The sequence below is a fragment of the Mesorhizobium sp. B2-4-3 genome (genome assembly GCF_006442815.1).
Taxonomy (GTDB): domain Bacteria; phylum Pseudomonadota; class Alphaproteobacteria; order Rhizobiales; family Rhizobiaceae; genus Mesorhizobium.
Window position 1 is genome coordinate 45,754 of sequence record NZ_VFVL01000022.1, and the last position, 19,577, is coordinate 65,330.

Below are 19,577 nucleotides of genomic sequence, written 5' to 3' on the forward strand. Positions count from 1 at the left end.
CTGAGCCCTCGTTGATTGTGCCGTCCGAAACAGAAGCCGGCTTCGAAGTAGGCGGAACATGCGCGCGGCTTGCGAGTTCACTTCCTCAATAACAATGCGCGGGATCGCACTGTCAGAGAGGAAGAGATCATGGGCCTCGGCACGATTATCATCATCATTCTCATTCTTGCCTTGCTTGGCGGCTTCAGCGGCCTTGGCGGCGGACCTTTCTACGGAACCGGTTATTATGGCGGCGGCGGCCTCGGGCTTGTCCTGGTTGTCGTGATCATCCTGGTGCTGCTCGGCCGGATCTGACGCCCACGGTGTGAGCAGGCTTTAGAGTGCCGCCAGCGCATCCCTCAGCTTCGCCGCCAGTTGTTCCAGCGTGAACGGCTTGGCGATGAAGTGCACATCGTGGTCGAGCACGCCATTGTGCACGACCGCGTTGCGGGTGAAGCCGGTCATGAACACCACTCTCAGCGATTGGGAATGCTTGCGTGCTTGTTCGGCCAACTGGCGGCCGTTCATGCCCGGCATAACGATATCCGTCAGCATCAGTGCGATGGCCGCATTCTCGGCGAGCTTGCGCAGCGCCTCCTCACCGCTGGCGGCCTCGACGACCGTGTAGCCGAGCTCCAGCAGCGTAGCGGCCGTCGAAGCGCGCACGCGGGCGTCATCCTCGACGAGCAGGACGGTTTCGGTTGCCGGAGTGTCGCTCCGGCTGCCTACCTTTGCCGGCATCGTCGCTTCTTCTGAGCCGGTGAAACGTGGAAGGTAGATCTTGATCGTCGTGCCTTCGCCGGGCTCCGAATAGATTTTGACGTGACCGCCGGATTGCTTGACGAAGCCGAACACCTGGCTGAGCCCCAGCCCTGTGCCTTTGGCCGCGGGCTTGGTGGTGAAGAACGGCTCGAAAGCCTTGGTCATGATATCGGGTGACATGCCAGCGCCGGTGTCGGTCACCGCGATCATGACATACTGGCCTGCCTTCACCTCCGGATGCGCCACCGCATAGGCTTCATCGAGATAGCAATTGGCCGTCTCGATGGTGAGCTTGCCCTTTTCGTCCATCGCGTCGCGCGCGTTGACCGCCAGGTTGATGATCGCGTTCTCGACCTGGCTCGGGTCGGCATGCGTTTTCCAGAGTCCGCCCGCCAGCACCGTTTCGATCTCGACCGCATGGCCGAGCGCGCGGCGCAAAAGGTCCGACATGCCGGCGACGAGGCGATTGGCGTCGACGATCTGCGGCGCCAGTGGCTGCTGCCGGGAAAAGGCAAGCAGCCTGGCCGTGAGATTGGCGGCGCGCGCCGCGGCGTCGGCCGCCGCCTCGACGAAACTCTGCACGTCATGCTCGCCGCGGGCGAGCTTGCGCTGCGCGAGGTTCATGGCGCTGGTGATGACGGCCAGCATATTGTTGAAATCATGCGCGATGCCGCCCGTGAGCTGGCCAACCGCTTCCATCTTCTGCACCTGGCGAAGTTGCGACTCCGCCTTTTCACGCGTCTCGATCTCCTTGAGCAGCGCAGCGTTCTTCGCGCTCAAGGCGTCTTGCGCCGTAGCCACCTCGTGGAAGCGGCGGCTGGATTGGCGGATCGTGTAGATGCCGAGCAGGAAGATGCCCAGCAGCGCGGCGAACGAGCCGCCGCGCAACCAGCCTTCGATTTGCTCCATGCGCTCCGCGCGGGAAGCGTGGCTCGCGCCGTTGATGCGCCGGATCGCGTCGATATTGGCGCGGATCTGGTCCATATCCAGCTTGCCCCGGCCGCCGCGCACGATGTCCAGGGCCTTGGCCGTGTTGCCCGTGTCGTAGAGCCTGATCGTCTCCGCGACCTCGGCCTGCTTGCGGGTAATCGCATCCTTGATGCCGACGACCTGCTGCGCCCTGTCGCTGCCGGTCGGAAACATCTCGTCGATGCGCCTGAGCAACGCCGGCAGCGCATCGACCGCATGCTGATATGGCAGCAGGTAACTCTTCTCGCCCGTCAGCAGATAGCCGCGCTGGCCGGTCTCGGCGTCCTGGGCGAGCGATAGCAGGCTCGAGAGCAATTGCTGGGCTTCGATCGCTTCGCGGCTGGCGTCGCGGTCTGCAATCTGCGTTTCGGCGAGGATGGCGCGCAAGACGAGGATCAGCGCGACGACCGCAAAGCCGGCAAGGAGCGGAAGCGCTTGCCATCGCAGGGCGCGTCGCAGTCGGACGATCATTGCTTTGTCAGGCCTGAGGAAATCATGAAATTCGCCAAGTCGTAGGCGGCGGCAAAGCGCAAGGCAATAGTCAGGTCCATAAGGCAATGATTGCAGCAGGCAAGGCAGGCCTGGCTATGTCAAACTTTAATGACGTCGGCCCTGGCCGATGCCATAAAACGGGATTCCGCGGCGTTGCGGTCGACCGGCGGCAGATCCTCGAATCCCGCTAGCTCTCGCGCCCATTGCATTCAAGGCAGACGATGCTGTGTCCCGGACAGTTCAGCCGGTGCGTGCCCCCTGGGCAGCAATGGCCGTTCGAGCTCAGCCAGCGCGCGCAAACGAAAACCTTCTTGGCCCCGTGACAGCGGGAGCATTCCTGCGGACGCATCAATTCCTCCCGTGACGGGACGCGATGTTCCGCTTCAACGACCGTGTTCATCCGTTTAGTCCCCAACGCCTGGATTATCGGTCACATATGTTAATTCACTATTCTTTACATTAGTGTTTATGAATGTGAAAGGCATGAAAGCGACAAGGCTTTCACGCGCTTGCGCGCTTTCCCTTTGCGCTGGCCTTGTTAAATGTGGTGCCGCCCGATGCGTCGACGGATTCTGGCGGGGGCAGGGCAGGCAACGGGAACCTTCTTGCAATGACTTGGACTGGTGCCGGCGCGCTTTTCATCCTCGTGCTCACCTATGCCGGCGTTGCCGTCGGCCGTATCCCGGGCCTGCGCCTCGACCGCGCCGGCATCGCGCTGCTGGGCGGCGCCGCCATGATTGCCATCGGCGCGATCGGCATCGAGGATGCCTACAGAGCCATCAATTTCGACACCATTACGTTGCTGCTCGGCATGATGATCGTCGTGGCGCATCTGAAGGTCTCGGGCGCATTTCGGGCGCTCGGCGGCTTTGCCATCGAGCATGCCCATGCGCCCTTCATGCTTTTGGTGATGGTGACGCTGTTGACCGGCTTGCTCTCGGCCTTTCTGGTCAACGACGCGATCTGCCTGGTGATGGCGCCGATCGTCGTCCACGTCACACGGGTCATCAACCGCAACCCGGTGCCTTACCTCATCGCCACCTGCACGGCCTCGAACTGCGGCAGCGTCGCCACCATCACCGGCAACCCGCAGAACATGGTGATCGGCGCGCTGTCCGGCATTTCCTATCCGGCTTTCACGCTGGCGCTCGCGCCGGTGGCCCTGTTCGGCCTGCTCTGCGTCATCGTCATCGTGCGCATCGTCTACCGCGCCGAATTCTCCCGCCCTGCCGAACTCAGCCCGGAAGTCTATCGCGGCCGCATGCTGCCCGGGCAGGTGTTGAAGGCCACCATCGTCTGCGTGTTGCTGGCGCTCGCCTTCTTTGCCGGCGTTCCCGTCGCCAAGGCAGCACTGATTGCCGGCGCCTTCCTGCTGGTCACCCGGGCAATCAAGCCGCGGCGCATCTACCGCGAGATCGACGGGCCGCTGCTCTTCATGTTCGCCGGCCTGTTCGTGGTGGTGGCGGGTGCCGAGCGCACCTTGCTCACGCCTGACATGATCGCCTGGGCCAAGAACATTGGCCTCGACGATGTCTGGCGGCTCTCCGGCTTCACCGCGGTGCTTTCCAACCTCATGAGCAATGTGCCGGCGGTGCTGGCGCTCCGGCCCTTCATCCCTGGGTTGGAAAACCCGGAGCGAGCTTGGCTGGTCGTGGCGATGAGCTCGACGCTTGCCGGTAATTTCACGCTGCTCGGCTCGGTCGCCAATCTGATTGTCGCCGAGCAGGCAAAGGCGGCCGGCAAGGAGCTTTCCTTCTCCGCCTTCTTCAAGGTCGGCCTGCCGCTGACGCTGGTGACGCTTGCTGTGGGCACGGCCTGGCTGGCCTGGGCCTGAGGTCCCTACGGAACGCCTTATCAGGAGCGCAGGGAGCGCTACGGTCCGGCTTAGCCTTTGCCCATCATCCTTGCCCGTATCAGGGTCGCGGCGGCATGACCGGCGGCAGCGACGTAGTCGGGATTGTGATGGATCAGCATGCTGGAAAAGGCGCCGTCCATCAAAAGCACGATCTCGCGCGCCAGCATTTTCGCCTCGGCGACATCGTGGCCTGAAAGCGCGCTTGCCAGCCACTTTTCGAAATTGGTCTTGTGGCGTGCTCCAGCTTTCACAGCCGGATGTCCGGGCGTCGCCGCCAGCTCGGCGGCAGTGCGCAGGAAGCCGCAGCCCTTCCATTTGGGATGGCGGGTCACCCGCGCCAGGTTGGTGAAGATCGCCTCGACCTTTTTATCCGCGCCGCCCTCCGCCGCTTCGAACCAGCCGGCCATCTGCTCGAGATTGGGCTGGTCGCGGCCCTCGAGATAGGCCGCGATCAGATCGTCCTTGCTCTTGAAATGGTAGTAGAGCGTGCGCTTGGTAAGCCCTGCTTTTTCGGCTACCGCGTCGACGCTGACGCGGCCGATGCCTTCGGCATAGAACAGCTTGGTAGCCGCGTCGACGAGGCGTTTTCGGGTAGGATTGGCTTCTTCGCTCATCGTGTAAGTATACCAACTAGTGAATATACAAGCAATCGAAAGCCTGCTCCCTGTCCCGCCGAACCGCCGGAAAGGAAAAGTCATGACCGAATTTGTGCTGAGCGAGACGCGCGACCGTGTCGCCATCCTCACCCTCAACCGTCCCGACAAGCTGAACGCGCTGAATTACGCGTTGATCGACCGGATGCTTTCGCTTCTCGACCAGATCGAGACGGACGATGGCGTGGGTGCCGTCATCCTTACCGGGGCAGGGGAGCGCGCCTTCTCCGCCGGCGCCGATATCCACGAATTCTCATTGAGCGTGGCCGAAGGCACCGATGTCGCGCTGCGCGATTTCGTGGTGCGCGGCCAGCGCCTGACGGCGCGGCTGGAGGCATTTCGCAAGCCGGTTATCGCCGCCGTCAACGGCCTCGCCTTTGGCGGCGGCTGCGAAATCACCGAAGCGGTGCCGCTGGCGATCGCCAGTGATCGCGCCCTGTTTGCAAAGCCCGAGATAAAACTCGCCATGCCGCCGACATTCGGCGGCACGCAGCGCCTGCCGAGACTGGCCGGCCGCAAGCGCGCGCTGGAGCTGCTGCTCACCGGTGATGCGTTCTCACCCGCCCGGGCACTAGAGCTCGGCCTCGTCAACCAGGTTGTGCCGCACGGTCAGTTGATGCCGGCCGCGCTCGACCTCGCACGGCGTATCGTCGGCTACTCGCAGGCGGCAGTGGCGAGCATCCTCACCGCTGTCGCGCGCGGCCTCGATCAGAGCATTGCCGAAGCCCTGCTCGTCGAAGCCGAGCAATTCGCCCGCATGGCTCCCACGGCCGATCTGCGCGAAGGCCTGAGTGCCTGGAGGGAGCGACGCAAGCCGATCTATGATGGCACATGGATGCATATCGCCCGGCCGGCCGGGACAAGACGAGCGGCGCGGTAGCGCGATCGAACGGCGAGCGGGGGCATGCCAGGTGATTGGTTCAGCTCTATGCCACCGCTTTGAGCTGCGCCGGCGCCTGTACGCGCGCGGCCGCCGCCAGCATGTCGGTCTGGGTGATCAGGCCGAGTATATGCCGCTCGCTGTCGACGATCACCACGGCATGGCTGCGCCCGTCGGTCAGCACAGGCAGCAAGCTCATCGCCGGCGTGTCGGACGAGGCTGTGCCGGCCCTCGACATCACCCCTTTCACGGTGTCGGTCGCTCGCGTCAACTCGCGCAGGCCTACCGCGCCGGTGAGACGCCCGTTCGTGTCGACAACCGGCAGGGTGCGGATGTTGTGGTCGATCAGCTGTTTGCGTGCTTCGTCGGCCAAGGCGGTTTCCGGCACCGAGATCACATCGCGGGACATGATATCTTTGCACAGCAGCGTGCGCTGCGAGCGCACCATCGCCTGCAACTCGACCTGGCGCAGCAGGCGCTCCAGGTCGTCGCGGTCGATGTCGAAAGTCTCGTCTAGCGCGGACAGCGCCGCATCGACATCCTCAGGCCGGAAACCGACACGCTCGGCCGGCGGCCGGTCGGCGGTGCCGTGGCCGCCCGCGGGTTGATGCACGTGCGGATAGCTGCGTCGCGACAGCTTGTGGAACAGAAAACCGAGCGTCACCAATATGATTGAGTTCAGCGCCACCGGTACAAAAGGAAACAGGAAGCCGGCGGCGGCAACGGCCGGCCCCCCGAGCACGCCGGTAAGCGCTGCTGCGCCGCCCGGCGGATGCAATGAGCGCGTGAACGACATGGTGGCGATCGCCAGGGCCACCGCAAGGCCGGAGGCGATCACCGTGTCGTGCACGAAATGCGCCACCGTCACGCCGACCAGCGCCGAGATCGTGTTGCCGCCGATGATCGACCAGGGCTGCGCCAACGGGCTCGATGGAACGGCAAAGAGCAACACCGCCGAAGCACCCATCGGCGCCACCAGCATCGCTACATCCGCGCCCTTGCCCATCGCAAGCCCGCTGGTCACGCCGGTCAGCGCGATGCCGATCACGGCACCGATGCAGGCGGTCAGCCGTTCGCGCAGCGTGGCGCCGGCTAGGATCGGAACAAAGAGGCGGAACGCCATGGCAGGTCCTGGCTCGATTGGGGTGGAATTGCGTTGCTCGCAATGCCGTCGAAACTGCGGATTTGGAAGCCAAACCAATCCGTATATTCGCAGCCTGAGAGAATATTATTGCGCCGCCACCTGCGTAGGACATGCCGCCAGCGGCCTCGGCTTTCTCAATCGCGCCAAGGCGTTACGGCCGTTTGCGGAATCGGCCCGGCAATCGCCCCTGCGCTACATCTTCTTTGGCAGGGCCGTGAACCCGAGCCCGCCCAGCGCCTTCCCCGCCTCGCTCTTGCCGCCCTCGGCGGCTCTCACCGCTTTGACTGTCTCTTCCAGCTTCGACCGGTTGCGGGCCACCAGCGCCAGCGCGGAGAAATCTCGCGCCAGCCGATGGCGGTGGCCCAGCCGATGCCCTGGCTGGCGCCGGTGATGACGGCAACGGATTTCGACATGGCGTATTCTCCTTTTTCCTGATCAGCCGAGGAAGTCGCAGATGGCGGCTGCAATTTCGCCGACATGGGTTTCGAGCGCGAAATGCCCGGTGTCGAGAAAACGCACCACCGCATCCGGCATGTCGCGCTTGAACGCCTCGGCGCCCGGCGGCAGGAAGAACGGGTCGTTCTTGCCCCATATCGCCAGGAAGGGCGGCTGGTGTGCGCGGAAATACGCCTGGAAGGCCGGGTAGAGCGCAACATTGTTCTTGTAGTCGCCGAAGAGGTCGAGCTGGATCTCTTCCGCTCCCGGACGGCTGAGATAGAAACTGTCCAGCGAATGGCCGTCGGGCGAGACGAGTTCCGCCGGCGTGCCATGCGTGTACTGCCAGGCGACCGCCTCCGGCTTGAAGGCGGGGCGCAGCGCCTCGCGATTGGCAGGCGAGGGGTCCCGCCAATAGGCGCGGATCGGGTTCCAGTCCTCACCCAGGCCTTCCTCATACGCGTTGCCGTTCTGGGAGATGATGGCGGCGATCCGCTCGGGGTGCTTCACGGCCAGCCGGAAGCCGGTCGGCGCGCCATAATCGAAGACATAGATTGCGTAGCGGTCGAAGCCGACGACCTCGGTGAAGCGGTCGATGATCTCGGCGATTCGGTCGAATGTGTAGGTGAATTCGTTCGCCTGCGGCATGTCGGAGCGGCCAAAGCCCGGCAGGTCGGGCGCGATGATGTGGAATCGGTCGGCGAGCAGCGGAATAAGATCTCGAAACATATGGCTCGAACTTGGAAAGCCATGCAGCAAGAGCAGTCTTGGCGCGCCCGGCTGGCCCGCCTCGCGATAGAAAATACTGAAACCATCGACATTTGCGGTACGGTAAGCGGTCATTGTTGTTTCTCTCCGTTATTAGTAACTGACATGTTTTGTTAGAGGAGGTTATTGCGCGAGCATTAGGTGTCACGCTTCCCGCGCCAGCGTCCGCTCCAGCGCCGTGGTCGCGTCCTCGAACGATGCGGCAGCGGCGGCGCCACCAAGATATTGAGCCTTGCGCGGCAAGCGCCGCCCATGGACCGGCACGACTCTCACGTCCTGCGGGGCATGCAGCTTCCTCCTGTTGAATTGATAACCGCACTGAATATTCCGAAACGGTTACCGCTGTAAGAGATAACTTGTCAAGAAGCCTCAAGCCGGTTATCACGGAGTCGTGTTTACGGATGGACGCCCCAGGGCAGACGATTGCCGGGCGTGAACTGGAGTTTCGATGATTCGCTCACCCGCGCTTTTCGTCGGCGACGCACCCGGCCTGGATTTCCTCAACTCGATCGCCACTCCGCTCGACAGGCCCGTCGATTGGATCGACGGCGGAGAGGGGCTGCTGGACTGGCTCGGGCAGGCGCGGCTGGTGCCCGCGGAAGCGCTGGCAACCGTCAGGAGTAGGGCGCTGCCCGGCGAGCTCGACAAGGTCGCCGATCAGGCGCGGCATTTGCGCGAATGGTTCCGGGGCTTTGTGCATGGGCACAAGGGGCGGGCGCTGGCGGCGGCGGATCTGGCGGAGCTCGATCCGCTCAACCGCCTGCTGGAACGCGACGAGACCTTCAGCCGGATCGCGCCGGCCGACGGCGGCGCTGCGTTTGCGCTTCAGACGGCTCGCAAATGGCGCACGCCCGAGGCGCTCCTGCTGCCGATCGGCGAGGCGCTGGCCAAACTCGTCTGCACCGAGGATTTTTCACATGTGAAGGCTTGCGAAGGTCTCGCCTGCACGCTGCTTTTCGCCGACCATACGCGCGGTCACAGGCGCCGCTGGTGCAGCATGGCCGCTTGTGGCAACCGGGCAAAGCAGGCCGCGCACCGGCACAGGCACAAGGATCATGACCACAACTAAGTCGAGCGAGGCGCGGCGCACCTCGCTCGACCGGTAGGTCGGATCAAGGGGCTACCTCGATATGGCCCTTCATATTGGGATGGAAGCGGCAGAAATAGTCGACCGCTCCCGCTGCCTTCAGCATGACCTTGCCCTTCGATTTTGGCGGGATCATCACGTCCCAGCCACCTTTGACCGTGGCGGTGTGGGCGAGAATATCGTTGTTCGTCCACTCGATCGTATCGCCGACCTTGGCCTGAATGCTTGCCGGCGAGAAGACCAGCTTGTCGATCGTCACCTCGATCGTGGTCGAAAGCGCCGGCGATGCGATGAGCGCCAGCGCCATGGCAAGAGGCAGCGGCCTCATTTCAGCATGCCGGCGACATGTTCGGCATGCTGCTCATGTCCCTGGAAGATCTTGAGACCAGTCTCCAGCAGGCTCTTCAGTTCGGCATTGCTGGCCGAAGGGATGAGCAGGGTTTCGAGCGCGCCGTTGACCTGCTTGTGATAGGCCACTTCGTTGTCGATATAGGCCTTGTCGAAGGCAGCCCCTTTCAGCTTCGCCAGCTTGGCGCGTTCTTCCTTCGCCGCCTTGGCCAGCGCCTTGCTGGTGTCGTTGTCCTCGGGCGTGACCTTCAGCTTCTTCACCAGGTCGAGCGCCTGCTTGTTCACCGCCTCATGGTCGCGCTCCATGTCCTTGGCGAAGTCGACGACCTCCCTGTTCTTGGACTTCTTGATCGCCAGCTTGGCCGCTTCGATGTCGATCGCGTCGGCCGTATAGGCGATGTGGGCGATCTGCGGGTCGGTGGGCTTTTCGGCGGCTAGCGCCAGCGGCACGGTGCTGACGAAGAAAAGGGCTGCGAGGGTGGCGGTCGGTCGCATGAACATGATATCTCCTTCGCCCGGCGCGCATGGCCCTGGGCTTCATCTGGTGTTGACTGCCATTGGATGCGGGCGAGAACGAAAAGTTCCCGCGAAAAGACCGAAATCAGTGCTCGTATCCGAGCCTTGTCATCACCGCCTGAGTCAGCCGATCGCAGCGCCGGCCGGCGAAGGGGAAGGCGTCGAGGAGCACCGGGCCGATCTCGTCATCGAGCGCCTTGCGCACCAGGGCACGCGCCCGGTGCAGCCTCGTCTTCACCGTTTCCTGCCGGATGCCCAAAAGCTCGGCGGTTTCCTCGATACTCAAGCCCTCGATGACACGGGCTACGAAAACGGTGCGATAGACATCGGGAAGGCTGTCGGTCGCCCGTTCGACAAGTCCCAGAATCTGCCGCTGCGCCATCGTCCGCTCCGGATCGTCACCTGGATTCAAGTCGTTTTGGTTCAAGGGAAACCGGATGATCTGCGCCTCCGGGTTTTCGGGCATCGCCACGACGCGCTTGCGCTTGCGCAGCCGGCCGAGCGCTTCGTTGATGACGATGCGTGACAGCCAGGTGGAAAGCGAAGCCTCGCCGCGAAAGGCGCCGAGATTGGCGAAGGCGCGCATATAGGCCTCCTGCACGACGTCTTCGGCCTCTGCGTCGTTGCGCATGACGCCGCGCGCGATGCGGTAGAGCCGCTGGTTGTGCGTCTTGATGATGGCGCGGAACGCACCCGGATCGCGCGCAAGCGCCCTGCGAACCAATGCCATATCGCTGGCTTCGGCCGCACCGATCTCGACGGTTTCGATAGCGGGCTTTCTCATCGCGCCCGATCTCCCGGCAACGTTACATCCGCGATTGGATGCGCGTGCCGACAAAAGGTTCCCGAGTGGGTTGCACCCGCCATGCTACTGCTTCGGCAGAGGCTTGTCTGCCGGTCGGAATCTTCGGCCGATCAGCCTGTCATCCGGCTGCAGCCGCCGCAGCCAGCCCGCGCAGAATATCGGCCTTGAGGTCTTCGACATCCTCGAGCCCGATCTGCAGGCGGATCAGCGAGCCGGCATACGAACCTTTGGCAAGCATGCGGTCGCCGAGGAAGACCGGAACGGCGAGGCTCTCATAGCCGCCCCAGGAATAACCGAGGCCGAAGATCTTGAGCGCATCGAAGAAGGCATGCTGCGCCTTCTGCCCGCCGCCCTTGAGCACGACCGAGAAGACGCCGGTCGAGCCGCAGAAATCGCGCTTCCAGAGCGCGTGGTCGGGATGGCTTTCCAGAGCCGGGTGCAGCACCTGCGCGACGCCCGGCTGCTCCTCAAGCCACCGCGCGATATCGAGCGCGCTCTTGCGGTGATGCTCAAGGCGCACTCCCATCGTGCGCAGGCCGCGCAGCACCTGATAGATGTCGTCGGGTCCCGAACAGCAGCCCAGCGCGCAGAAGCCCTCGTAGAGCTGTTTCCAATAGGCCTCGTTGGCGGAAACCAGGCCGAGCAGCACGTCGGAATGGCCGGCCGGATATTTCGTCGCCGCATGGATCGAGATGTCGACGCCATGGTCGAGCGGCTTGAAATAGAGCGGGGTCGCCCAGGTGTTGTCCATCATCACGATGGCGTTCGCCGCATGTGCCGCCTTCGCGATCGCCGGGATATCCTGAACCTCATAGGTATTCGATCCCGGCGATTCGGTGAACACCACCTTTGTGTTTGGTTTGATCAGCGACGCGATGCCGGCGCCGATGCGCGGCTCGTAATATTCGACCTCGACGCCGAGCCGCTTCAGCATCGTATCGGCGAAGTGGCGCGTCGGGTGGTAGACGCTGTCGACGATCAACAGGTGGTCGCCGGCGGCAAGGAAGGTGAGTAGCGGTATCGTCACCGCCGCCAGCCCGGAAGGCACCGCGATCGTGCCGGCCGAACCTTCCAGCGCATCGACAGCGAGCGTCAGCGCGTCCATCGTCGGCGTGCCGCGCGTGCCGTAAGTGTATTTCTGGCTGCGCCCTGCCATCGAGGCGGCGTCCGGATAGAGCACGGTCGAGGCATGCACGACCGGCGGATTGACGAAGCCGAAATAGTCGCGCGGGTTGTTGCCGGAGTGGGCAAGCAGCGTGTTGGTGCCCATTTCGATGCCGTCTCTAGCCATGGTTCGTCGCCTGTCGAATGATGTCAGGAGATCAGCCATAAAGCGGCGGCAAAGCCGGCGCAACCGCGCCGGGCCCGCCAAAAGCCGGTCTTCCGCTGGGCCAATCCAAAGGCGCGCAAGCCCAGTAAAGCACCGCTATTGCCGCAGCGGATTCTGCCGCCGGACCACGGATTAGCGACGGCGCGACTTGGCTGATTTGTTTGCATGGCCTGCCGGTTTCATGTGCTCTTGTCCGCAATTCAGGCATTTGCGGCAATTGCTTTTCAAACCTCCCCGGATTCGGTCATTTCCCTTGACCTCACGGGAATAATCGCCTTCGATGCGCTTCGTGAATGGGAGGCAGCGCATCGGCAACCGATGCGGGTCCGGGAGTAGGCCTTGAAGTGGGAGCTGCATTCACAAACGAAAAAAGATCAAGTGTCGCCTGGCAGCAGGGGGCGCCTGTAACAGAAAAGGGTCTGTGGGTCATGAAACACATTGCAATCGGCATTCTTGGCGCCGCTGCGCTCGGGTTCATGGCGTCCGCCGCTTCGGCCGGCACGCTCGATACCGTGAAGCAGAAGGGCTTTCTCCAGTGCGGCGTCTCGACCGGCCTCGCCGGCTTCTCGGCGCCGGACGACAAGGGCGACTGGAAGGGCATCGACGCGGACTTCTGTCGCGCCGTCGCGGCCGCCGTCTTCGGTGACGCTTCCAAGGTCAAGTTCACGCCGCTCAGCGCCAAGGAGCGTTTCACCGCCCTGCAGTCGGGCGAGATCGACATCCTGTCGCGCAACACCACCTGGACCAGCAACCGCGACAGCGCGCTCGGCCTCGATTTCGTCGGCGTCACCTACTATGACGGCCAGGGCTTCATGATCAACGCCAAGAAGCTGCCGGGCGTGAACTCCGCGCTGCAGCTTTCGGGCGCCGCCGTCTGCGTGCAGAGCGGCACCACTACCGAGCTCAACCTCGCCGACTACTTCAAGAAGAACAAGATGGAATACAACCCCGTCGTGTTCGAGAAGCTGGAAGAGGTCAACGCCGCCTATGATGCAGGCCGCTGCGACGCCTACACCACCGACCAGTCGGGCCTTTACGGCATCCGTCTGACGCTCTCCTCGCCGGCCGACCATGTCGTGCTGCCCGAGATCATCTCCAAGGAGCCGCTCGGCCCGGCCGTGCGCCAGGGCGACGACCAGTGGGCGCATATCGCGCGCTGGACGTATTTCGCGCTGCTCAACGCAGAGGAGGCCGGCATCACACAGGCCAATGTCGATGAGATGAAGACGTCGACCGACCCGAACATCCAGCGCCTCCTCGGCACTGAACCAGACGGCAAGTACGGCGCCGATCTCGGCCTCTCCAACGACTTCGTCGTCAACATCGTGAAGGCTGTCGGCAACTACGGTGAAATGTTCGAGCGCAATGTCGGCTCGGGCAGCCCGCTCAAGATCGCACGCGGCATCAACGCGCTGTGGACTAAGGGCGGCCTGCAATACGGTCCGCCGATCCGCTGATTGAAACGTGATCCGGGAGGCAGGTCGTCTGCCTCCCGGTTTCTCTTTCCAGAGGACGGTCCATGGCTTCGCAGGAAATCCTTCGCGAGGAGCCGAGTCGCGGCTCCTTCGTCAACGACCCGAGAATACGCGGCCTGTTCTTCCAGACGCTGGTCGTGATCCTCCTCTTCGGCTCGATCTGGTGGATCGTCCACAACGTCATCGAGAACCTCCAGCGATTGCACATCGCCTCGGGCTTCGGTTTCCTCAAGAGCAGGGCCGGCTTCGACATCTCCGACACGCCGATCGCCTATACGTCCGACTCGAGCTATTTCCGTGCGTTGGTCGTCGGTTTGCTCAACACGATCATCGTGGCCGTCGCCGGCATCGTGCTTGCCACCATCGTGGGCTTCACCATCGGCATCGGACGCCTGTCGCAGAACTGGCTGATCCGCAAGATCTGCGCGGTCTATGTCGAGATATTCCGCAACATCCCGCCGCTGCTGGTCATCTTCTTCTGGTATTCGGGCGTGCTCGCCGTGCTGCCGCCGCCGCGCGAGAGCATCCATCTGCCTTTCGGCTCCTTCCTCAACCAGCGCGGCTTCTATTTTCCGCGCGCCGTTTGGGGCGATGGCTCCTGGCTGATCGGCGTCGCACTGCTGCTCGCCATTGCAATGGCCTGGTTCGTCGTCCATAGGGCGCGACAGCGGCAGAAGGCGACCGGCCAGCAATTTCCGGTCTTCTGGACATCGGTCGCGCTTATCGTCGGCTTGCCGGTGCTGGCCTTCCTGCTCGGCGGCATGCCGCTCACCTTCGATTTTCCGAAGCAGTCGACCTTCAACCTGACCGGTGGCTTCTGGGTCAAGCCGGAGTTCCTGTCGCTCTTGCTGGCGCTCTCCTTCTACACAGCGGCCTTCATCGCCGAGATCGTGCGCGCCGGCATCAGGGGTGTCAGCAAGGGCCAGAGCGAGGCGGCGGGCGCACTCGGCCTCCGCTCCGGTCCGATCCTGCGGTTGGTGGTTATTCCGCAGGCAATGCGCATCGTCATCCCGCCGCTCACCAGCCAATACCTCAACCTGACCAAGAACTCCTCGCTGGCGATCGCCATCGGCTATCCCGACCTGACCGCGACCGCCGGCACGGTCCTCAATCAGACCGGCCAGGCGGTGGAGGGCGTATTCATCATGATGATCGCCTATCTGGTGCTGAGCCTGGTGACGTCCGCTGTCATGAACGTCGTCAACGCCAGAATGGCGCTGGTGGAGAGGTAGGGCCATGCAGGAACACGACATGTCCTGGGTGCGCACCGAGATGGCGCTGGCGCAGCCGGCGCCGGCTGCGGAACGCGGCGCCTACGCCTGGGTGCGCAAGAACCTGATCGGGTCGGTCGGCGACATCATCCTCACCGTGCTCGGCATCGCCATTGTGCTGTGGGTCGTGCCGCAGGTCATCAACTGGGCCTTCATCAATGCCGTGTGGACCGGGCCGGACCGCGCGGTGTGCGCCACCGCCGCGCAAGGCGGCATCCAGCCCGAGGGTTGGACGGGCGCCTGCTGGGCCTTCGTCAACGCCAAGTTCGGCCAGTTCATGTTCGGCCGCTATCCGATCGAGGAACGCTGGCGGCCGATCCTGGTCGCCATCCTGTTCGTGGCGCTCTTGGTGCCGATGCTTATCCCGCGCGTGCCGCGCAAGGGGTTGAACGCCATCCTGCTCTTCGTGGCGTTGCCGATCGTCGCCTTCTTCCTGCTGGTCGGCGGCATTTTCGGCCTGCCGCTCGTCGAGACGCCACTGTGGGGTGGGCTGCTGGTCACGCTAAGCCTATCCTTCGTCGGCATTGCCGTGTCGCTGCCTTTGGGCATCGTGTTGGCGCTCGGCCGCCGCTCCAAGATGCCAATCATCAAGATGCTGTGCGTGATCTTCATCGAGGCGGTGCGCGGCATTCCGCTGATCACGGTGCTGTTCTTCGCCAGCGTCATGCTGCCGCTGTTCCTGCCGGAGGGCGTCAGTTTCGACAAATATCTGCGGGCGCTGATCGGTGTCTCGCTGTTTGCCGCCGCCTATATGGCGGAAGTGGTGCGCGGCGGTCTTCAAGCGATCCCGAAGGGGCAATATGAAGGCGCCGACTCGCTCGGCCTCGGCTACTGGCAGAAGATGAGCCTGATCGTCCTGCCGCAGGCGCTGAAGCTGGTCATTCCAGGCATCGTCAACACCTTCATCGGCATGTTCAAGGACACCACCCTGGTGCTGATCATCTCGATGTTCGACCTGCTGGGCGTGGTGAAGCAGAACTTCGCCGACCCCAACTGGGCCTCGCCGCAGACCCCGAAATCCGGCCTGATCTTCGCCGCCTTCATCTTCTGGCTGTTCTGCTTCGGCATGTCGCGCTATTCAATGTACACTGAACGCCGGCTCGACACCGGCTACAAACGATAAAAAGGGAACAGCTTATGGCCACCGAAAACGCCGTCAGCGCGGAAGAGATCAAGGTCAACGCCGCCAAGATGCACATCTCCACCACCGATGTCGCCATCGACATCGTCGGCATGCACAAATGGTATGGCGAGTTCCATGTGCTGAAGGACATCAATCTCAAGGTGATGCGCGGCGAGCGCATCGTCATTTGCGGTCCGTCCGGCTCCGGCAAGTCGACCATGATCCGCTGCATCAACCGGCTGGAAGAGCACCAGAAGGGCAAGATCATCGTCGACGGCAAGGAGCTCACCAACGATCTGAAGAAGATCGACGAGGTGCGCCGCGAGGTCGGCATGGTGTTCCAGCACTTCAACCTGTTCCCGCATCTCACCATCCTGGAGAACTGCACGCTGGCGCCGATCTGGGTGCGCAAGATGCCGAAGAAGCAGGCCGAGGAGATCGCCATGCATTTCCTCAAGCGCGTCAAGATCCCGGAGCAGGCCAACAAATATCCGGGCCAGCTCTCGGGCGGTCAGCAGCAGCGCGTGGCGATCGCGCGCTCGCTGTGCATGAACCCGCGCATCATGCTCTTCGACGAGCCGACCTCGGCGCTCGATCCGGAGATGATCAAGGAAGTGCTGGAGACGATGGTGGGGCTGGCGGAAGAGGGCATGACGATGCTGTGCGTCACCCACGAGATGGGCTTTGCCCGCAAGGTCGCCAATCGCGTGATCTTCATGGATCAGGGCCAGATCGTCGAGCAGAACACGCCGGCCGAGTTCTTCGACCATCCGCGCCATGAGCGCACGAAGCTGTTCCTGTCGCAGATACTGCACTGAGGCGGAGCCGTAACAGGCTGCTCGGAGGTTGCTCGAACCACCCCTCGGCTTCGTCATTCTAGGGCGGAGCAAGGAGCGAAGCGACGCGGCGCAGACCCTAGAATCCATGCCGTGACATCGAGGTGTTGCTGCGGTTCAGAATTTTGCACCGTCGCGCCCTACGGCAGGGGTCACGGCATGGATCCTCGGGTCAATCCCGAGGATGACGAAGTCACGAACGGCTTCGGCCAATCTCGAAAGCTGCGACAAATGCGGCCGACTTACCGCGCCTGATGCGAAAATTCCTGCGATATTTGGCAATGCTCGTCGCAGCGGTGGTGCTTGCCGCCGCGCTCGGCACGCTGGTGCCGCGCCCGCTCTGGCCAGCCGCCGCTGAAGGCGAGGGGACGCGGCACATATTGGTGCTGAGGAACCCGATCCACACCGACATCGCCGTGCCCCTCGATGATGGCGTGCGCCGGCGCTTTGCCTTTCTCGCCGATGCCGGCCTGCCGATCGAGGCTCCGGAGGCGCGCTACATCGTCTTCGGCTGGGGTGGCCGCGCTTTCTATCTGGAGACGCCGACATGGTCGCAGTTGAAGCCCGTGCCGGTGCTGAAGGCGCTGACGCTCGACGTCTCGGTGATGCATGTCGATGTCGCCGGCGCGATCAAGGAGCCGCATACCGCCGTCGCCGGCTTCGACATCGACGAAGCGCATTTTGCGGCGCTGCTCGACCATATCGCGGCGAGTTTTCGGCAGGGGCCGGATGGCCCGATGATGATCGAGAATGCTGGGTATTCGACCTACGACCGCTTCTATGAGGCCAACGGCCATTTCAACGCCCTGGTCGGCTGCAACACCTGGACCGCTGCGGCACTGCGCACTGCCGGCATCCGGACAGGTTGGTGGAACCCGCTGCCGGTATCGCTGGGCTGGTCGTTGCGGTTATTCAATTGAGGGTGGCGCGAGGTCGCAAACGTCGTGTTCCTTCGCGCCCCCCTCTGTCCTGCCGGACATCTCTCCACGAGGGGGGAGATTGGCGGTTTCGCCGTCGGCGCTTCTCCTGCGACGTTGGAGGTTGGCGAAAGCCGCCGTGACATCTGATCTCCCCCAAGTGGGGTAGATATCCGGCAGGACAGAGGGGGGCGCTGTCCCGCCGCCTATCTTGCTTTCGCACAATCAAGCTTACCTCCTGACAACCTTCCGCTCCTCCCAGCCATACAGCCAGTCCAAGTCCGCGGCGAGCTTCTCCGCCGGCCGCGTCGCCAGCACCAGGTTGCGGGCGATCGCCACCGGTCCCTTGGCATGCCAGGCGAGGCGATTGAGCGCGCCGCGTTTCAGCACCTTTTCGACGCGCGGCCGTCTGAGATTCTCCCAAACCGTCAGGCTCTGCCTTGGATCGCCGGGAAAATCGGCGATCAGATTGGCGAGCATCGAGGCGTCCTCGATCCCCATCGCCGCGCCCTGGGCCGCGAACGGCGTCATGGCATGCGCGGCGTCGCCGATCAGCGCGATGCCGTCCGGCATCGTCCAGCGGCGCTGCTCGACCGTGTGGATGGGGAACGCCGTCCAGGGGCCGGCGAGCGCAACCAGCCTCGACAGCGCCGTCGCCGTGCCTCGGATGGCGCCTGAAAGGATCGCAGGGTCCGCATGACCGGACCAGCCTTCGGCGATGCGCTCGCCTTTGGTGAAGGCCGCAAGGTTGAAGGCGCGGCCCTTGCTCACCGGATAGGCGACCATGTGGAAGCCAGGATGCAGGAAGGTGGTGACGCAGTTTGCGGCGCCGATTTGCGCAAAGGCCTGGCCGGCGGCGCTTTCCGCAGGGACCGTCGCGCGCCAGGCGAGCTCGCCCGAAAAGCGGCTCGCCGCAAAGCCGACCCTCTTGGCAAGCCCCGCGCGAAGCGAAGACCAAACACCGTCCGCTCCGACCAGCAGGCCGCCCGTGACATTCGTCGCTTTGCCGTCGATCTCGACCGTCGCGGTCACGCTTTGCGGGTCGACGGCGATGCCGGTCACGCGCGCGCCGGTGACAAGCTCGATGTCCGGCCGTTGTGCCACTGCAGCCGTCAGCGCCGCCTGCAGGTCGGCGCGATGCGCCGCCAGATAGGGCGCGCCCCAGCGCTTTTCTCCGGCTTCCCCAAGCGGCACGCGCGCCAGCTCGCGCAGGCTTCTTGCGTCCTTCAGCACTACCGCTTGCGGCCGGATCGCGTCGGGCAGCAGGCGGTCGAGCACACCAAGCCGGCGCAGGATGCGGGTCGCGTTGGGGGAAAGCTGGAGGCCGGCGCCGGCCGCCTCGAGTTGCTTTGCCTGCTCGAACAATTTTACCGGGAAACCGCGCTCGGCAAAGGCGAGCGCCGCCGTCAGCCCGGCAATGCCAGCCCCGGCGATGACGATTTGCCGGGACCGTGTTTCAGCCATGGTTGGGAAAAAAGGTCAGGCGGCCTGGTCGACATAGAGGCAGCCGGCCGGCTGCGTCTCCGTCGCCTTCAGTGACGGTGAATAGCGATAGAGCGTCGAGCAGTAGGGGCAGACTTTTTCATTGTCGTCGCCCATGTCGAGGAACACGTGCGGATGGTCGAAAGGCGGGTTTGCGCCGGTGCACATGAATTCCCTGACGCCGATCTCGATGACCGGATGGCCCGCGTCGTTCTGGAAATGGGGAATGCTACCGCCTGCCATCGTCGTCTCCAATTGGGTTCGGCCAGTGGGTGTGACCCGTCTGCATCTGGAGCATAACAGGTCCGTTTGCAAGATCGATGAAATCAAACTGTCGCAAAAGGCTGGCAGAGGATAAGTTGAGCCGGTTAAGCGCATGGGGCCGGCACGGATCGATTCCGTGACGATCATGCGTCACAAAGACATGTTAGAGCGTCGCCCAACGGCAAT

At 63.5% G+C, this 19,577-nt stretch carries 20 protein-coding genes; 9 read left to right on the forward strand and 11 right to left on the reverse strand.

From position 1 onward, the window contains the following. The first annotated feature begins 129 nt into the window (after positions 1 to 129). Positions 130 to 294 carry a DUF3309 family protein gene (locus tag FJ956_RS20205; RefSeq protein ID WP_140678556.1) on the forward strand — a complete coding sequence of 55 codons (165 nt, stop codon included), beginning with the start codon at positions 130 to 132 and terminating at the stop codon, positions 292 to 294. A gap of 21 nt (positions 295 to 315) precedes the next feature. On the opposite strand, the gene FJ956_RS20210 is transcribed toward FJ956_RS20205, so the two are convergent. After that, on the reverse strand, positions 316 to 2,181 hold the full coding sequence (locus FJ956_RS20210) for a CHASE3 domain-containing protein (protein WP_246672092.1): 1,866 nt from the start codon (positions 2,179 to 2,181) through the stop codon (positions 316 to 318). 631 nt (positions 2,182 to 2,812) lie between these two features. On the opposite strand from FJ956_RS20210, the gene FJ956_RS20215 reads away from it, so the two are divergent. Next, positions 2,813 to 4,036, forward strand: coding sequence for an anion transporter (locus FJ956_RS20215; protein ID WP_140678554.1), 1,224 nt, complete (start codon positions 2,813 to 2,815; stop codon positions 4,034 to 4,036). A gap of 50 nt (positions 4,037 to 4,086) precedes the next feature. Here FJ956_RS20215 and FJ956_RS20220 read toward each other — a convergent pair whose 3' ends face one another. Beyond that, positions 4,087 to 4,671, reverse strand: coding sequence for a TetR/AcrR family transcriptional regulator (locus tag FJ956_RS20220; protein WP_140678552.1), 585 nt, complete (start codon positions 4,669 to 4,671; stop codon positions 4,087 to 4,089). A gap of 82 nt (positions 4,672 to 4,753) precedes the next feature. Between FJ956_RS20220 and FJ956_RS20225 the strand changes: the two genes are divergently transcribed. Beyond that, on the forward strand, positions 4,754 to 5,590 hold the full coding sequence (locus FJ956_RS20225) for a crotonase/enoyl-CoA hydratase family protein (protein WP_140678550.1): 837 nt from the start codon (positions 4,754 to 4,756) through the stop codon (positions 5,588 to 5,590). Positions 5,591 to 5,636: 46 nt separating this feature from the next. On the opposite strand, the gene FJ956_RS20230 is transcribed toward FJ956_RS20225, so the two are convergent. From FJ956_RS20230 to FJ956_RS20240, 3 genes are all read right to left on the reverse strand, one after another. Continuing rightward, positions 5,637 to 6,713: an HPP family protein gene (locus FJ956_RS20230; RefSeq protein ID WP_140678548.1), complete on the reverse strand. Its 1,077-nt coding sequence runs from the start codon at positions 6,711 to 6,713 to the stop codon at positions 5,637 to 5,639. A gap of 293 nt (positions 6,714 to 7,006) precedes the next feature. Further along, positions 7,007 to 7,147 carry a hypothetical protein gene (locus FJ956_RS20235; RefSeq protein WP_246672091.1) on the reverse strand — a complete coding sequence of 47 codons (141 nt, stop codon included), beginning with the start codon at positions 7,145 to 7,147 and terminating at the stop codon, positions 7,007 to 7,009. Between the two features lie 22 nt (positions 7,148 to 7,169). After that, positions 7,170 to 8,012: an alpha/beta hydrolase gene (locus FJ956_RS20240; RefSeq protein WP_140678546.1), complete on the reverse strand. Its 843-nt coding sequence runs from the start codon at positions 8,010 to 8,012 to the stop codon at positions 7,170 to 7,172. A 373-nt stretch (positions 8,013 to 8,385) separates the two neighbouring features. On the opposite strand from FJ956_RS20240, the gene FJ956_RS20245 reads away from it, so the two are divergent. Beyond that, positions 8,386 to 9,006 carry an ABATE domain-containing protein gene (locus FJ956_RS20245; protein WP_140678544.1) on the forward strand — a complete coding sequence of 207 codons (621 nt, stop codon included), beginning with the start codon at positions 8,386 to 8,388 and terminating at the stop codon, positions 9,004 to 9,006. A 43-nt stretch (positions 9,007 to 9,049) separates the two neighbouring features. Here FJ956_RS20245 and FJ956_RS20250 read toward each other — a convergent pair whose 3' ends face one another. From FJ956_RS20250 to FJ956_RS20265, 4 genes are all read right to left on the reverse strand, one after another. Then, positions 9,050 to 9,352, reverse strand: coding sequence for a cupredoxin family copper-binding protein (locus FJ956_RS20250; RefSeq protein ID WP_140678542.1), 303 nt, complete (start codon positions 9,350 to 9,352; stop codon positions 9,050 to 9,052). Continuing rightward, positions 9,349 to 9,873: a DUF4142 domain-containing protein gene (locus FJ956_RS20255; RefSeq protein WP_140678540.1), complete on the reverse strand. Its 525-nt coding sequence runs from the start codon at positions 9,871 to 9,873 to the stop codon at positions 9,349 to 9,351. Before FJ956_RS20255 ends, FJ956_RS20250 begins: the two co-directional genes overlap by 4 nt. A 100-nt stretch (positions 9,874 to 9,973) precedes the next feature. Further along, entirely contained in the window at positions 9,974 to 10,672 is a 699-nt protein-coding gene (locus FJ956_RS20260; RefSeq protein WP_140678538.1) for an RNA polymerase sigma factor, read from the reverse strand. A gap of 139 nt (positions 10,673 to 10,811) precedes the next feature. Continuing rightward, complete coding sequence (locus tag FJ956_RS20265) at positions 10,812 to 11,984, reverse strand: cystathionine beta-lyase (RefSeq protein ID WP_140678536.1); 1,173 nt, start codon at positions 11,982 to 11,984, stop codon at positions 10,812 to 10,814. 467 nt (positions 11,985 to 12,451) lie between these two features. On the opposite strand from FJ956_RS20265, the gene FJ956_RS20270 reads away from it, so the two are divergent. The 5 genes from FJ956_RS20270 to FJ956_RS20290 all read left to right on the forward strand — a co-directional run bounded on the left by FJ956_RS20270 (position 12,452) and on the right by FJ956_RS20290 (position 17,648). Beyond that, a complete protein-coding gene (locus FJ956_RS20270) occupies positions 12,452 to 13,480 on the forward strand; it encodes an amino acid ABC transporter substrate-binding protein (RefSeq protein WP_140678534.1) in 1,029 nt (342 codons plus the stop codon). A gap of 62 nt (positions 13,481 to 13,542) precedes the next feature. Continuing rightward, the gene (locus FJ956_RS20275; RefSeq protein ID WP_140678532.1) at positions 13,543 to 14,730 is read left to right on the forward strand and encodes an amino acid ABC transporter permease; all 1,188 of its coding nucleotides are present in this window, start codon (positions 13,543 to 13,545) and stop codon (positions 14,728 to 14,730) included. Positions 14,731 to 14,734: 4 nt separating this feature from the next. After that, the gene (locus tag FJ956_RS20280; protein ID WP_140678530.1) at positions 14,735 to 15,892 is read left to right on the forward strand and encodes an amino acid ABC transporter permease; all 1,158 of its coding nucleotides are present in this window, start codon (positions 14,735 to 14,737) and stop codon (positions 15,890 to 15,892) included. A 14-nt stretch (positions 15,893 to 15,906) separates the two neighbouring features. After that, positions 15,907 to 16,710, forward strand: a complete 804-nt coding sequence (locus tag FJ956_RS20285; protein WP_095768430.1) for an amino acid ABC transporter ATP-binding protein — start codon at positions 15,907 to 15,909, stop codon at positions 16,708 to 16,710. 272 nt (positions 16,711 to 16,982) lie between these two features. Beyond that, positions 16,983 to 17,648 (forward strand): TIGR02117 family protein, encoded by a 666-nt coding sequence (locus FJ956_RS20290; RefSeq protein WP_140678527.1) that lies wholly within the window; start codon positions 16,983 to 16,985, stop codon positions 17,646 to 17,648. A gap of 228 nt (positions 17,649 to 17,876) precedes the next feature. On the opposite strand, the gene FJ956_RS20300 is transcribed toward FJ956_RS20290, so the two are convergent. Next, the gene (locus tag FJ956_RS20300) at positions 17,877 to 19,109 is read right to left on the reverse strand and encodes an FAD-dependent monooxygenase (RefSeq protein ID WP_140678525.1); all 1,233 of its coding nucleotides are present in this window, start codon (positions 19,107 to 19,109) and stop codon (positions 17,877 to 17,879) included. Between the two features lie 15 nt (positions 19,110 to 19,124). Continuing rightward, positions 19,125 to 19,370 carry a zinc-finger domain-containing protein gene (locus FJ956_RS20305; protein WP_112097842.1) on the reverse strand — a complete coding sequence of 82 codons (246 nt, stop codon included), beginning with the start codon at positions 19,368 to 19,370 and terminating at the stop codon, positions 19,125 to 19,127. Between the last annotated feature and the right edge of the window lie 207 nt (positions 19,371 to 19,577).

What these genes read in the sequence shown, in the direction of transcription:
- FJ956_RS20205 (WP_140678556.1), top strand. Translation starts at nt 130, where the DNA reads ATGGGCCTCGGCACGATTATCATCATCATTCTCATTCTTGCCTTGCTT.
- FJ956_RS20210 (WP_246672092.1), bottom strand. Translation starts at nt 2,181, where the DNA reads ATGATCGTCCGACTGCGACGCGCCCTGCGATGGCAAGCGCTTCCGCTC.
- FJ956_RS20215 (WP_140678554.1), top strand. Translation starts at nt 2,813, where the DNA reads ATGACTTGGACTGGTGCCGGCGCGCTTTTCATCCTCGTGCTCACCTAT.
- FJ956_RS20220 (WP_140678552.1), bottom strand. Translation starts at nt 4,671, where the DNA reads ATGAGCGAAGAAGCCAATCCTACCCGAAAACGCCTCGTCGACGCGGCT.
- FJ956_RS20225 (WP_140678550.1), top strand. Translation starts at nt 4,754, where the DNA reads ATGACCGAATTTGTGCTGAGCGAGACGCGCGACCGTGTCGCCATCCTC.
- FJ956_RS20230 (WP_140678548.1), bottom strand. Translation starts at nt 6,713, where the DNA reads ATGGCGTTCCGCCTCTTTGTTCCGATCCTAGCCGGCGCCACGCTGCGC.
- FJ956_RS20235 (WP_246672091.1), bottom strand. Translation starts at nt 7,147, where the DNA reads ATGTCGAAATCCGTTGCCGTCATCACCGGCGCCAGCCAGGGCATCGGC.
- FJ956_RS20240 (WP_140678546.1), bottom strand. Translation starts at nt 8,012, where the DNA reads ATGACCGCTTACCGTACCGCAAATGTCGATGGTTTCAGTATTTTCTAT.
- FJ956_RS20245 (WP_140678544.1), top strand. Translation starts at nt 8,386, where the DNA reads ATGATTCGCTCACCCGCGCTTTTCGTCGGCGACGCACCCGGCCTGGAT.
- FJ956_RS20250 (WP_140678542.1), bottom strand. Translation starts at nt 9,352, where the DNA reads ATGAGGCCGCTGCCTCTTGCCATGGCGCTGGCGCTCATCGCATCGCCG.
- FJ956_RS20255 (WP_140678540.1), bottom strand. Translation starts at nt 9,873, where the DNA reads ATGTTCATGCGACCGACCGCCACCCTCGCAGCCCTTTTCTTCGTCAGC.
- FJ956_RS20260 (WP_140678538.1), bottom strand. Translation starts at nt 10,672, where the DNA reads ATGAGAAAGCCCGCTATCGAAACCGTCGAGATCGGTGCGGCCGAAGCC.
- FJ956_RS20265 (WP_140678536.1), bottom strand. Translation starts at nt 11,984, where the DNA reads ATGGCTAGAGACGGCATCGAAATGGGCACCAACACGCTGCTTGCCCAC.
- FJ956_RS20270 (WP_140678534.1), top strand. Translation starts at nt 12,452, where the DNA reads ATGAAACACATTGCAATCGGCATTCTTGGCGCCGCTGCGCTCGGGTTC.
- FJ956_RS20275 (WP_140678532.1), top strand. Translation starts at nt 13,543, where the DNA reads ATGGCTTCGCAGGAAATCCTTCGCGAGGAGCCGAGTCGCGGCTCCTTC.
- FJ956_RS20280 (WP_140678530.1), top strand. Translation starts at nt 14,735, where the DNA reads ATGCAGGAACACGACATGTCCTGGGTGCGCACCGAGATGGCGCTGGCG.
- FJ956_RS20285 (WP_095768430.1), top strand. Translation starts at nt 15,907, where the DNA reads ATGGCCACCGAAAACGCCGTCAGCGCGGAAGAGATCAAGGTCAACGCC.
- FJ956_RS20290 (WP_140678527.1), top strand. Translation starts at nt 16,983, where the DNA reads ATGCGAAAATTCCTGCGATATTTGGCAATGCTCGTCGCAGCGGTGGTG.
- FJ956_RS20300 (WP_140678525.1), bottom strand. Translation starts at nt 19,109, where the DNA reads ATGGCTGAAACACGGTCCCGGCAAATCGTCATCGCCGGGGCTGGCATT.
- FJ956_RS20305 (WP_112097842.1), bottom strand. Translation starts at nt 19,370, where the DNA reads ATGGCAGGCGGTAGCATTCCCCATTTCCAGAACGACGCGGGCCATCCG.